Origin of the sequence: Mucilaginibacter ginsenosidivorax, from assembly GCF_007971525.1 — a bacterium.
Taxonomy (GTDB): Bacteria; Bacteroidota; Bacteroidia; order Sphingobacteriales; family Sphingobacteriaceae; genus Mucilaginibacter; species Mucilaginibacter ginsenosidivorax.
In genome coordinates this window covers 327,547-340,068 of record NZ_CP042437.1, presented here as the reverse complement: position 1 = coordinate 340,068, position 12,522 = coordinate 327,547, and the positions used below count along the sequence as shown (strand labels likewise).

17 protein-coding genes are annotated in these 12,522 nt (G+C 42.0%); 8 read left to right on the top strand and 9 right to left on the bottom strand.

Features of this window, described 5'->3' with window-relative positions; all coding sequences use genetic code 11:
• Window positions 1–174 carry a DUF3606 domain-containing protein gene (locus FSB76_RS01540; protein ID WP_158642809.1) on the bottom strand — a complete coding sequence of 58 codons (174 nt, stop codon included), beginning with the start codon at window positions 172–174 and terminating at the stop codon, window positions 1–3.
• A 53-nt stretch (window positions 175–227) separates the two neighbouring features.
• Entirely contained in the window at window positions 228–392 is a 165-nt protein-coding gene (locus tag FSB76_RS01535) for a DUF3606 domain-containing protein (protein ID WP_147051850.1), read from the bottom strand.
• 327 nt (window positions 393–719) lie between these two features.
• Here FSB76_RS01535 and FSB76_RS01530 point away from each other — a divergent pair, with 327 nt between their 5' ends.
• Entirely contained in the window at window positions 720–950 is a 231-nt protein-coding gene (locus tag FSB76_RS01530) for a hypothetical protein (RefSeq protein WP_147051849.1), read from the top strand.
• A gap of 3 nt (window positions 951–953) precedes the next feature.
• Window positions 954–1,355, top strand: a complete 402-nt coding sequence (locus tag FSB76_RS01525; RefSeq protein ID WP_147051848.1) for a DUF5655 domain-containing protein — start codon at window positions 954–956, stop codon at window positions 1,353–1,355.
• Here FSB76_RS01525 and FSB76_RS01520 read toward each other — a convergent pair.
• Both FSB76_RS01520 and FSB76_RS01515 read right to left on the bottom strand, forming a co-directional pair.
• Window positions 1,352–1,729: a BLUF domain-containing protein gene (locus tag FSB76_RS01520; RefSeq protein ID WP_147051847.1), complete on the bottom strand. Its 378-nt coding sequence runs from the start codon at window positions 1,727–1,729 to the stop codon at window positions 1,352–1,354. The genes FSB76_RS01525 and FSB76_RS01520 overlap by 4 nt on opposite strands.
• A gap of 3 nt (window positions 1,730–1,732) precedes the next feature.
• Window positions 1,733–3,595, bottom strand: a complete 1,863-nt coding sequence (locus FSB76_RS01515; protein ID WP_158642808.1) for a PAS domain S-box protein — start codon at window positions 3,593–3,595, stop codon at window positions 1,733–1,735.
• A 597-nt stretch (window positions 3,596–4,192) separates the two neighbouring features.
• On the opposite strand from FSB76_RS01515, the gene FSB76_RS32885 reads away from it, so the two are divergent.
• From FSB76_RS32885 to FSB76_RS32880, 3 genes are all read left to right on the top strand, one after another.
• Entirely contained in the window at window positions 4,193–4,348 is a 156-nt protein-coding gene (locus FSB76_RS32885; protein WP_147051845.1) for an IS110 family transposase, read from the top strand.
• A 298-nt stretch (window positions 4,349–4,646) separates the two neighbouring features.
• Window positions 4,647–4,823 carry a hypothetical protein gene (locus tag FSB76_RS31990; protein WP_158642806.1) on the top strand — a complete coding sequence of 59 codons (177 nt, stop codon included), beginning with the start codon at window positions 4,647–4,649 and terminating at the stop codon, window positions 4,821–4,823.
• Entirely contained in the window at window positions 4,766–5,053 is a 288-nt protein-coding gene (locus tag FSB76_RS32880; RefSeq protein WP_147060816.1) for a transposase, read from the top strand. Before FSB76_RS31990 ends, FSB76_RS32880 begins: the two co-directional genes overlap by 58 nt.
• Window positions 5,054–5,512: 459 nt before the next feature.
• On the opposite strand, the gene FSB76_RS01500 is transcribed toward FSB76_RS32880, so the two are convergent.
• The 3 genes from FSB76_RS01500 to FSB76_RS01490 form a co-directional block, all read right to left on the bottom strand.
• Window positions 5,513–6,676, bottom strand: a complete 1,164-nt coding sequence (locus FSB76_RS01500; RefSeq protein WP_147051844.1) for an alpha/beta fold hydrolase — start codon at window positions 6,674–6,676, stop codon at window positions 5,513–5,515.
• Between the two features lie 580 nt (window positions 6,677–7,256).
• Window positions 7,257–7,844: a ComF family protein gene (locus FSB76_RS01495; RefSeq protein WP_147051843.1), complete on the bottom strand. Its 588-nt coding sequence runs from the start codon at window positions 7,842–7,844 to the stop codon at window positions 7,257–7,259.
• Between the two features lie 254 nt (window positions 7,845–8,098).
• Window positions 8,099–8,698 (bottom strand): class I SAM-dependent methyltransferase, encoded by a 600-nt coding sequence (locus FSB76_RS01490; RefSeq protein ID WP_147051842.1) that lies wholly within the window; start codon window positions 8,696–8,698, stop codon window positions 8,099–8,101.
• A gap of 24 nt (window positions 8,699–8,722) precedes the next feature.
• Between FSB76_RS01490 and FSB76_RS32435 the strand changes: the two genes are divergently transcribed.
• From FSB76_RS32435 to FSB76_RS01475, 3 genes are read left to right on the top strand one after another with little or no spacing between them, the layout of a single operon-like run.
• Window positions 8,723–8,905: a hypothetical protein gene (locus tag FSB76_RS32435; RefSeq protein WP_147051841.1), complete on the top strand. Its 183-nt coding sequence runs from the start codon at window positions 8,723–8,725 to the stop codon at window positions 8,903–8,905.
• Window positions 8,906–8,916: 11 nt separating this feature from the next.
• A complete protein-coding gene (locus FSB76_RS01480; RefSeq protein WP_147051840.1) occupies window positions 8,917–10,257 on the top strand; it encodes a hypothetical protein in 1,341 nt (446 codons plus the stop codon).
• Between the two features lie 5 nt (window positions 10,258–10,262).
• Window positions 10,263–10,586 carry a hypothetical protein gene (locus tag FSB76_RS01475; RefSeq protein WP_147051839.1) on the top strand — a complete coding sequence of 108 codons (324 nt, stop codon included), beginning with the start codon at window positions 10,263–10,265 and terminating at the stop codon, window positions 10,584–10,586.
• A 182-nt stretch (window positions 10,587–10,768) separates the two neighbouring features.
• Here the strand turns inward: FSB76_RS01475 and FSB76_RS32875 are convergent, their stop codons facing one another.
• Together FSB76_RS32875 and FSB76_RS01465 are read right to left on the bottom strand one after the other, a co-directional pair.
• Window positions 10,769–11,014, bottom strand: a complete 246-nt coding sequence (locus FSB76_RS32875; RefSeq protein WP_147051838.1) for a helix-turn-helix domain-containing protein — start codon at window positions 11,012–11,014, stop codon at window positions 10,769–10,771.
• A 294-nt stretch (window positions 11,015–11,308) separates the two neighbouring features.
• A complete protein-coding gene (locus FSB76_RS01465; protein ID WP_147051837.1) occupies window positions 11,309–12,502 on the bottom strand; it encodes a hypothetical protein in 1,194 nt (397 codons plus the stop codon).
• Window positions 12,503–12,522 lie beyond the last annotated feature (20 nt).

The window sequence follows — 12,522 nt, the reverse complement described above, 5'->3', positions numbered from 1 at the left end:
TTATTTCTTTAATTCGCGTTTTACATCCCGTGCGTTTGTGCCTGCCGCAAATACAGCCGCCATTAATTTTTCTTTAGACACGCCAAATTCCTTGGCCCAAAAATCAAGGGTGTAAGCATCATCTATATCAACTGTTCGGGTATCTTCAGCTTTTGGTTTTAATTTTCGTTCCATTCTCTTTAACCAACAAGGCCCCTTGCGGGGCTGTGCTTTAATCACAATTATTACTACTTAATTTTCTTTTCTACCGCTGAGCGTTGATTACTGCCGGCTGATTTCTTTGCGGCTTCCACCTTTTTAGGCGTTGTGCCTGTCTTCTTTGCTTCGTATTTCAATTCATGTGGTTGTTCGGATACCGAATGCCTTTCCACTTTTGTTCCTCTAGTTGCCATAGTTTTAGTTTTTTATATGTAGGGATATAACAAATTCAATACCAACGGGTTTTAATTAGAACGATAAAGGTTATACCAATGGAACAATTCGAGTAAGTGTGGCAGGAATCGCAGAACCGTTTAGTTTTCAGGTCGTCAATAGCGGCGCGGATAAATGTGAATTGAATTTTTTGCCGGTATGGAGTAGGATGCTGTCTTTGAACCGTATGAAAAAGAACACATTCGCATCTGTTGCAACCCCGCCGTTGTAGATGAGGAAGTCATCGTGCAGATCGCCGGCCGCATCGAGGCACATTATTTGTAAATAGTTATAAAATCATCTATCCTATGAGCTCAGCATTTGTAAAAGAAGGGGAATATCAAAAATTAAGTGATGTCGGTCCATCGCTTAATGCACTGTTTTATTATTTACGCCAGGAAAACCGCGGACAGGTTATCCGCGAAATGAAAGGCTTTTACAGCGAGAAGTGCGGACGCCATGTCTATGAAATGAGTGACGGGCTAACTTATGCGCCCGACGACGAAAACAAATGGACGATCATTCTTGATGCCTGTTAATCAATGAGCTGGACCTGCCCGAAATGTGAGCGTGACCTGCCCTGGGCCGACTTCCGACATTATTGCAAGCGGGTTAGTCTCGATACACTCTTTGAAGGGCGGTCAGACGAATTGGTATTGGTTTTCGACAAGATTTTAGCGGAGGTTTCAGACTGGCCCAAAGTGCTCATTAGCACCACGCCTAACTGCATCGTTTTTTATCGTCGCACTGGTTTCCTGGTGATCCGTCCAATGAAAAAGTGGCTGGATATCAAATTCTACTCTTTAATAGCCCACAAAGAGAAACCAGTAATGAAAAGTGTACCCGCAGGTAAAAAGTTCGAGAACCACATCCGCCTTAGCTCGCTGGATCAGCTCAAACCCGGAATCTTTGTTTACCTGCGGGAATCTTATGATCTGATTTAACTCGTTTCTATAATATCAAAAAGCTGCAACACCTTGTCATCGTGTAGACTTAGGGCCTTTTGGTAGCACTGCCGGGTATCATGACTTTTAAAAGCCATCGCCCAGTCCGGAAAAAAACGTTTATCTATGAGCCCTTCACGTAATGTCGTTACACCATAGTGTCGCTTATCAGCCATAATATTCAGGTAAAGTTGCTCAATATTTGCTCTTGGGCCCTCAATCAGTTGGATAAAGCTTTCGGGCAGGCTGATCAGCAGGCCGGTGACGTCAAAGCGGCTATTGGCTTCTCTGGCGACCCTTAATAAATCTTGCAATTCTGGCTCATTCATCGGCCTTACTGGTACACTGGTGTAGATGAGGTAATAAAGATCCATGATTTAGTTGATTTCAATCGGTAAAGTAAAATAAAAAACCGAGCCTTCTCCGGGTTTACTTTCCGCCCAAATGCGGCCATGGTGACGCTCGATGATCTGCCGTGCAAGATATAGGCCGAGACCGAGCCCGGAAGTGTTTTTATTTTCGGCTATCCGGTAAAACCTGGAAAATATTTCTGTTAATTTATTTTCTGGAATGCCTATGCCGCGATCACGGACGCCGACTTTAACCAATCCACTTTCCTCCGAGAGGTATACATCGATATCTTTTGATGAAGGCGCATAACGGATAGCATTGGTCAATAAATTTAAGATTACCTGTTCAATTCGCTGACTGTCTCCAAGCACAAGTAGATCATTCAGATCAGTCTGAAAACGAACGGTGTGGGTAGGACTGGTGTAAGTGATCAGTTCTATAGCGTCGCGTACGACCGTGCAAATGTCAAAGGGCTCAGGATTGATTTGTAGTTTCCCTGCTTCTATCTTGGAAATATCCAGCAAATCTGAAACCAGTTGGTTCAGTTTTTTAACTTGCTGACCGGTCCGGCGTAGAAAATCCTTCCGACGTTCTTCGGGCATATCGTTATTTAATATCTGTAAATACGCTTGAATACTGGTTAACGGTGTTTTTAGTTCATGGCTGGCCATTCCGATAAACTCGTCTTTTTTATCATTGAGCGCTTTAATTTCATCGTAAAGCTGTGCCTTCTCTTCCTGGAGCCGCAAATGGTCACTGATATCACGCGCTATTTTTGAGGCACCGATGATTTTGCCGTTGTCATCCAGAATAGGTGATACAGAGAGAGAGATCTGCACCATACGTCCATCTTTCGCTTTGCGCACAGTCTGAAAATGGTCGACTTTGTTACCGCTGCTCACTTCGCTGATAATGTACGTTTCTTCTTCTATCCGTTCTGGCGGGATGATGAGGGAGATGTGTTGCCCTAAAGCCTCCTCCTCGCTGTAACCAAACATCTTTTCCGCTGCCTGATTCCAACTGGTGATGATACCCTCCAGGGTCTTACTGACTATGGTGTCGTCAGAGGTATTGGAGATCGCTGTCAGCAAACCTTTATTTTCCGCTGCATGCCTGGCAGATGAAATATCCCGCGCTACTTTGGATGCACCGATAATTTTTCCTTGTTCATCCACTACCGGCGACACTGTTACCGACAAATGTACATCTTGACCATTCTTTCCACGGCGAATTGTCTCGAAATGGTCGACCTTTCTACCGTTGGCAATTTGGCCGATGATAAAATCCTCCTCGCTCAGTCGGTCTGGCGGAATGATCAGTGAAATATGCTGACCAACGGCCTCCGCTTCGGTATAAGCAAAGATTTTTTCTGCTGCCTTATTCCAACTGGTAATTATACCTTGTAGTGTTTTACTAATGATGATATCGTCAGAAGAGGAAACTATCGCCGCAAGAATCGCCTGTTTTTCACGGGCGAGGTGGCGGTCGCTAATGTCCCGCGCGATTTTTGACGCACCGATAATAACTCCGTTTTTGTTCAAAATGGGCGATACCGTTACGGAAACGGGAATTTGACGGCCGTCTTTAGTGGTGCGTAGTGTTTCAAAATGTTCTATTTTTCTACCTTGCAGAATTTGCCCGATAATGTATACCTCTTCTGCCTGTCTATCTGGCGGGACAATCATCATAATTGAACGCCCAATTGCTTCCGCTTCTATATAGCCAAACATTCTTTCCGCCGCCGGATTCCAGGTGGTAATAATTCCCTTGGTGGTTTTACTGATAATGGCATCGTCAGAACTTGCTACAATAGCTGCGAGCATTGCCTGCTTTTCTTCGGAAAGCGAAATAGCGTCTGGGGGTAAAGCACCGGCGATCGTTTGATTCATCGTCTTATAACGGCTCAGCATGAGGAATGTTTGATATTAACAATTGGCTAAATATTACAAAAGTTTTTTCAATGTTTTGAAATTAGAAATCGGGCCGGGGTTCCGGCACCCTTGTTATACTTCAGTGAATATCAAGTTAGCCGCCTGATATCCAGCAGCTATGGTTCGTTAATTAGTTCAATTCGCGGTAAAGAAGATTTGAACGCCCTTTCGGTTAATACTATATCAACTATTTATGTCTGGTGAGAGAATCTAGCCCGTTGAGGTAATCAATCTTCCTTTAAGTTAATTGATGACTAGGCAAAATAAAGTCCCCTAAGCGCTCGCCGCCGGGGGGACTTAAACCTAAGTATTATGATTTGGAAAAACACCCGGGCTCATAAAAATCTAATTCATAGATAATTAACGGAGGATATTTATGAAACAAACAAGTAATTGAAGATGTCAACATTATCCCTCAATTGGATAGAGCCTGTGGTTTAGATATGCACAAAGACAAGATCGTCGGCTTTATTTCTGGTAAAGATCGTAGCAACCAAGAGTTTAGGGAATTTGGCACCTACACCTGCGAACTCAAACAGATTAGAGATTGGTTACATGAGAATGAATATTCAGCATTGCCTGATGGAAAGCACTGGCATTTATTGGATGAGTTTATACGCTATACTCACCGAAGCCGGTATTGAAGTCATTGTTGCAAATCCGGTTCATATCAAGCAAATGCCTAAGCGGAAAACTGATCGACGATGCTAAGTGGCTTTGTACATTATTACTACATGGATTAGTCCGGCCAAGTTTTATGCCTGACAACACGCAACGGATAATCAGAGATTATTGCCGAAATCGGTTATTCTATATCTGGCAGCTTAACAGGATAAGGAATCGTTTACTAAAGATATTGGAAAGTAATAACATCAAACTACGATCCGTCGTCAGTACGATTCATACATTAACCGCTATGGACATAATAAGATTGCTGGCTAAGGGGCTACCGATCAGGAACAGTTAGTCCATTGTGCCAGAGGTAAGGTAATAGCAAAAAAAAGAACAGTTGATCAAAGCATTGGATGGAACCCTGCAAGGTTATCATCATACTCAACTACAAATGCTACCGGAAGATTACGACCATGTGCAAAAGCAAGGCGACTTTTTAGATAAATCAATTACTGAATTATCAGTGAGCATTACGCCCAAGCTTTTGAATGTGTTGATAGCATCAGCGGCATAGGTGTCAAATCAGCGGAAATTATTATTAGCGAGGCTGGAAAAGATATGGGGCGTTTCACAACAGCAGATCATTTCACCGCGTGGTGCGGTATTGCACCGGGCAACAACGAAAGTGCAGGTAAGCGAAAAAACACAGCTATTAAAAAAGGCAACAGTTATCTAAGGGTTGCCATTGTTCGCGGCATGGGCTGCTGTTCGGATGAAAGATTCTTATTGGCATGCCTTATTTGATAAGTTACGTAAACGTATGAAAGCGCAAAAGGCTATCGTCGCTGTCGCAAGAAGATTGCTTAAAGTGGTTTTAAGACACTGGAAACATTAACAATTTATCAGGAAAAAGGCATTGCTCATTTTGTCGATTTGCAAGCTAAAGTGACTTTATACCATAAGGTACAGCTATCTTGGCCGCAAACGAATGATGTTTAAACGAACTAAAAGGATGGAAAAGGTAATAGAATAAAAAGTCTGAAACCTAAGCTGCCAAAACTGTAGATAGCACCCAGGTTTGTTCAATGAGAACGCAGAGGAAACTTATTTTTGAACTTCAGTGCTTGGCATTAATTATGGTTGTAATCATTCCAATTGTATTATACTTTTTCCAACTTTTCCAAAAAGAGCATAGGTTTTGTAATGATTAATTCATGTGCCATGAGGACCAGTTAATTCGCGAAAGAGTATTTGAACATTATTTTATTGCTTGAGTTGTTGCAGTATTTTCTTGCCGCTCTCACTTTTGGGATTAAGTTCAACAGATTTTTGATACATCTTCATGGCCTCTTGTTTTTCACCGTTTTTCAGCAATGCCTCGCCGTAGCTGTCAAAAGCATTCCAACTATCCGGGTTTAAAATCGTGTTTAATTTAAATACTTCTAACGCTTCTTTATTTTTTCCCTCTTTGATTAACGAATACCCCCACGAATTCAGGTCGTTTTCAGAATGTCGGCTTAGTGCTTCCGCCATCTTCGTTTCGTTAGCGGCGTCAATATTATAATTCAGTACTTTGACAGTTAAGGCACCTTTTGGTTTAGTGTCGAGTGTTGCAGCGTAGACTTGGGCGATACCGTTGATGACTAGTGCGGGGTTGTCAATAAAAATATAATGACCGCAGTTATAGGCAGTGATGCCTGTACGGTTGTTTGCTGCGGCCCTGACAAATTCCTCATGACAACGTTTCCAATCGGTCGCATCCACGGGATTATCAAACGGCGGGCGACCGGAAACAAAATCGATAGCCGTAATGTTGATCGGGAAAGGGCTTTCACGAACTAACTTAACATTTGTGCTGAGGTCGCCGTACTGATAGTAAAGTCCTGGCTTTGTTGTTTTCATTGACACCTTGTCTATATCATTTTGCCGCTGAAGAGCGCTGAGCCTGCTATCGAACCAGCAGCTGGTACTTCCGTCAATCAATACAGCTCCTTTTACTTTGTCGGGATGACGGTAAGCGTAGACCGTTGTGGAAAAGGCGCCCTGTGAATGGGCCACCAGAATAATGTCCTTATCATATCCCAGCCTGTGTAGTGCCGTTTCTAAGCCCAAAATGCCATTTAACAACCCATGTTTGTTTGTATCAAGTGTGCTTTTACCAAAGCCGGGCCGATCGTAGGTGATCAACGTAGTACCGGTTAGTTCGGATATCGGCTTGAGCAATCCGGTCCAAACCGATGCATTGTCGCCGCCGCCGGCTTCAAATAAAATTGGTGTACCATGTCCTTTAACTATGAAGAAATGAAGCTTGTAATTTCCAGCATCAACTAAGGTGTCGACCGTTTGATACCTGGCAATTGGCCCGGATTGTCCAAATGAGGTATAGCTGAATAATAAGAGGACAAATAATAATAGGTATCCCTTCATAATTGAAAGATATTTAAAAGCTTTTTAAGGTATCAAACAATTAAAATCATGCCAATTCGTAAATGGTTGATGAGCAATTGCTTACATGATATCGGCCAGAATGCTGTAACGGAAACGGACAATAGATGTTCGTTTTTAGTATGTCCGGAATTTTTGGAATAGGAAACGGATGATGCTTCAAGTCGACATTTAATCTATTTTTAGGGGAAACCTTATCACAATGCAGGCGAGTGCCTGCTTGAGCTCTAATAATATTAAATTATCGTGAATTATTGATGAATGATTTTATTTAGGCACTTAAAAGAGCCTAAAACGGTGAGTGCTAAAAGGCATAAAATATATTCATCCTATGACTGATAGACCCAAAGCGCATTTCGACCGTAATTTATTTTTAATAAAAAATGGTAAGCCTGGCGTGAACAGCATAAGAAAGTACAAAACCAGCTATGTTTTCAGTAGAATACTGGCATTTTGGTAAAAATAGCACGGTTAAAAATGATAAATCGCATGGAAGATTAGTAGCGGTAATCAAGAACGCAAAGCGGCGAAGATTATTAGCGTAGCAGAGTAATGCAATACCCTAAAAGAGCGAAACATTTGTTCTGCCCCTTTCAAAATCCTCATCCGTTTCCTTTTTTATTCTCCCGTAAACAGGTTCGGGCTCGCTAAAATAATGTGATCTCCTTTGTAAATCCATCAAATAGGTCTGCTTGTTAACAGTCGGTGTCCATGCGAAAGAAAATACGTTGATCTTTGCAGCTGGAAAAGTTTTTAGAATAGCGCTGATTATAGCGCAGGAAGTTACACCGGAAGTAACGACATCATCAAGGATGAGCACTTTACGACGGTTGAGATTAGTGACATTTTCTTTTACCTCATAAACATCGGCCAGCATCTTTTGGCGGTTAGTCAAGTTCAGTGATTTAATTGGCTTGGTAGCCTTTCTTTTATGCAGGATTTGCGGCAAATAATAACAACCAAAAGTTGCAGCGAGGCTGTTGCCCAAACGGTCCAGCGGCTTTTTAGCCGAATTATCAGCCGCCAATTCGTTACTGCCCAGCGCGCGGATAATTACTAAATCCCGGCTCATCTGGTGCGAAAGGAGATTATTGATGCTTTCTGAAATAAACGTCCGGATTGTGCGCTCCTTATTGTTTTTAAATTCCAAAACCCGTTTACGGTCATTGTCCCAAAACGATGGGAAAGAGAAATAATAACATAAGTGGTACAATTGAAAACTGAGTTTGTCCTGGTACCGTAATTTACGCTGCATCAGTTGCATAGCCAGCCTGTTTTATGCTCAAATGAAACAATAATCATAGAATGAATTATCGGGTTCATTTTTTTTCCTGAGTTAAATAATAGATTTCTGAACTTAATATTCGGCGTCATATTGAATAAGACTGACCCTTGTCTTCCGCGCTAACGGTACATATAAACCGTAAAATCTTCCTGGCTATAATCTGTTCTCAGTTGTACATTCGGACAAATTGTACCGCAGAAGTTTATGATCTGTTGGGGTTCATAGGATGCCAGGAGGCCGTTTGGAATAATTTGTCTGAGTAGGTTAAAACCGAGGCCACTTTTCGAGCTCCGGTACAATTTTTTGATCGCATGATAAATAAAACCCGGGTCGCTTTGGAAATAGTTTAACGATCCGCTGGCCAGCACAAAATCCGACAGCGGTAATTCATCTTGGATAAAGTCAGCCTGGATAAAATGAACATGGGGGAATTTACCATACCGGCATTGCGCCTCTTCCAGCAATTCCGGTATTTGTTCTACGCCGGTATAGGTAATCCCCTCGTAAAGTCGTAACAGGTAGGCAAGCAGGTCGCCATATCCGCAGCCAGCGTCTAAAATGGAGTATTTCCCGAAATCGGCCATTTCAGACAGTATTTTGAAACGCAATAACTGGCTGTCCAGGTCTGTCCAGCCCAGCGCCCCGTGACTTTTATTGCCGTGCCGGGCTATCATGCTACGGTGATAATTGAAGATGGCGGAATTATCATTATCGGACATAGATGCAAATTTATTTAAGCCAAATTGAGCAATAATTTTGATGATGCCGATGATAACTTCATGTTAAAAGTGCTCATCAACGGTAACGAAAATTCCGGTAGTAACCGGATTGTATTGAAAAACCTGCCAATTGTAAGTATAAAAAAAATAGAATTATTTGATTTGAATCAAATTATCAATGGAAAATTGCTTCGAAATTTGTGGTAAAGCCATTACCAATGAAAACAAAAATAACCATTCCCGTAATTTTTATCATGCTGGTTTCGGCATGTCAGAAAGACCGGCAGTTACCGGCCGTTAATTCCGGAAAAACAACGAGTACAGCTGCATTAACTTTAGAGGAGATCAAAACCTGGTATCATTCCGATACGACGAACACGTTGGAATGGAAAACGGCCAGGCAGGTAGTACGTAACAAAACGCTTTACTGGCTCGTTGACCTGGCCGGCCGTCCTGTTTACAACAAGTTAAAATTGGGATACAGGCGGGTAGCATTTTTCAGGGACACTACCGGGGCTATTAACCAGCATATCCTCGAAATAATCCCGGATGCTTTTTACCTGCAGCAAAAGCAAAACGTAACAGAGGCGGATTTTACCGGCAAAATTTTCACGTTTGATAGCAGTTATCGCTTACTTTCCGGACATATTTATTCGGGAGGAAACGCGATTGGTTTAATCAAGCCGCTACCTTCAAATAGTTCCGGTAATACTTTACATACCAATTACGTCCAGGTGATCACTACCTGCCAATGGGTAGATGATAACTATATCGACAGCGAGGGGAATGTCGTAGTCTATTCAGAAAAAATTTGTCAAAATGAAATTATCGATGACGGGTCATCCGGCATATTAACCGGTGGGGGGGGCGGTGGATCGGGCCCGGGAACAGCAGCAGCAGGTTCAGGAGGCGGCAGCTCTTCCGGTGCAGGCCCGGCACCCGCAGCGTCCAATCTGCCGGGTGAAAATAATCCCAAGGTAAATCCTAAAAACCTGATGATTTGTTTTGATAATATTCCGGATAACGACGCAAAATTGACCATAACTGTTTATGTACAGGAACCGTGGCCTGGTACAACCTTTAACATTGGACCTAATTCTGTCGGTCATACAGCTATCGGGCTTACAAAATCAAATGGAAACCAGTCAATCACGCAGGTTGTAGGATTTTATCCTGATGCAAGCGGAAAGGATAAATCTCACGCGCCATCAAAAATTGTCAATAACGGGGGCGATTTAAAATATAATGCAAGCATAAGTTATAGTGTATCTGCCGATCAGTTTAAAAAAATTACAGCCTATATTTCAAATCCACCGGCAACCTATGACATAATAGCTATGAATTGCACGACCTTTGTAAATAACGCAGTGCAACAGGGCGGGATTGTTTTGCCCAATGCATCTACGACAGCCGGATACGATTCGGATGGAAATGAATATAAGACCATGGCGCCCTCGACATTAGGTTATAACATAGAAAAATTAGATGGTAAACCGAATGTAAACGCGAAAGGAGGGACCACACCAAACAGTAAAGGCTCATGTGACCCGACAATTTAATTATTATGAAGAGAAAAGTTTTAATATTGATCCTAAGTATAGTCATTGTTAGTAACCTTCCTTTTTTTACTTTCTTTTTGCAGGAAGACTTTACGTATTCCAATGCCGACGGAACTTTTACTTATAGTGAGGAAGGTGGAAAAGGAAAGTCATTTGAAGGTTGCCAACGTCTTTATGGGTACTTTCTTTGCCAGCACCCGCTGAAAGACCAGGGTGACAATGAACTGTATCGGACTTTCACCATCAAGCCCTGGCGATTCTGGGAGTGGGGGGAGATGATCTTCCACAACGAAAGGTTTAAACTACCCTATAAAGATTCTGGAAAATAATGATTGATAGAATTTGCCACCGCTTTAAAAAATTAATCAAAAAAGGGGAACCAACCAGTTCCCCTTTTTGATTAGGCATAGTATTATCTGTTATGCCATATTCCTATAAAGAACGAGGGTTGTACAGATGAATAAAGGGCCGTTTGATTTGCTAAATTAGCACCTGATTTTTCCGGACTAACCTAACCTGCTTTATTTAGGTATGTGCTGGGTGGCAATAGTACGTCTATGGAGACATTGAGTGCTTTAGCAAGCTCAACCATGGTACTTAATCTCGGATCTCCTCTGCCTTTCTCAATTTCTCTAATTTGGGAAGTGGTAATCCCTGAAATAGCCCACAAATTCTCCTGTGATATTCCCTTGGATTTACGCTCGTCGCGTAACCTGATACCTATTATCTTATTTGCCTCAACATTTCGGTTGGCCATTTCAACCCCGAAAATGACATATTAAAGTTTGAATTATACGCCGATATATCGGCGATATTTAATATTTTAGCTTGAGAAAATAAAAAAATTACCCGCAAGGAACAATGGGACAGGATTTTATTTCGGGGCAAATGGATATTCCGATCCTTGAACTGGAATTGAGTGAAGAATTCAAATCGAAATGCATGGCCATGGGCTTCGTAACCTTAAAGGAGGTCACCAGTTTAAACCCGGAAGAGCTTCGTAACAGGAAGGGGTTTAATTACGCATGGTTGGGCGAACTTGCTGCTTTTCTCAGCGAAAGAAAACTGTTACACCTATTGCAGCCACTACCGGGAAATAATCCTGGTTGATCCTGGTGATCATTTTTTGAAGGATCGATTTCATTTCTGCTGCAGTAACCTGGTTTTTACTATAATACTCCTTGCTGAGCCCGTGTGCGGATATGAATTCCTGCCTTTTTGTGCTGAAGTTTTCCGCGAAAAAATCAAAAATTTCAGTCAGGGGAACCGCGTTAACTACGCGTTCTTTAAAGAACAGCCTGATCAGGCAGGCAAGATGGGAGACTGAAAACTCAAGTTTCAGGCGCTTTTTATTGGCTGCCTGGTGTGATTGCGATAGGTGGTTTGCAGGTTCTAAACTTTCTTTTACTTCCTGCAACCAGTCTGACAGGATGAGGGATAAAGGTGGCCACCGGTCATCATATCGTGAAATTTCCCCTTTTGATAGGTAGCTGAAAAGCTCGGTATGGTGTTTAAGAAGTGATAATTGATTTGGTTTGGGCTTGCCTGCAATTTCCCTGAGGATTTCTTCCTGTTGTGCAACGAGTACATCAAACTGGTTTAACTCCAGTGCTATTAGCTTTTGATAAACGAGTTGAGGGAAATTAGCGGAATTTGTATCAGGAATGATCATGCTTAGCTCCTCAATTACCTGCTTAAAATAAACCAATTGTGACAAACTACAGGAAATATTTTTATCATCCGTCATATCTTCAATATACCGTTTTAAAAATTCACTGATTTTGGGGTTAACAGGTGAATTATCCAGCGCTTTACAAATTTTTATACCGGTGTCTTTTAAGTTTTTGGTATAGTGTTGCCTGTAACTTATAGCAATGGGGATCGTTTTGTCGGGGTAATTACCATAATAGGTCAACAAATCGTCTGTCAAAAAACAAACTTTCCCAGTGATGTAGGAGTGACTTTCCCGGTTTTTAAACAGTCCTTCCCCGGGCGTCTTACAGCATTTTTCCAGCGCGCCCGAAATACGCAATAACTGGTGGGAAAAATATCGCTGTAAAGCGGGTTCCGTTAAAGCGGAAAAAGCAGTAAAAGCCCAGGAGGCCTGGACTTTTACAATGACTTCATCTAACTTTTTTAAAATGTCGTCCGTGTAATTGCCGGTCAATAAATTTTCCAGTTCACTTAATAAATGAAGGTGATGGAACGATTCTTTATCAGAAAAAACACTTTTTGCGCTCAGCATAATTGCTATTTAAGGTGTCT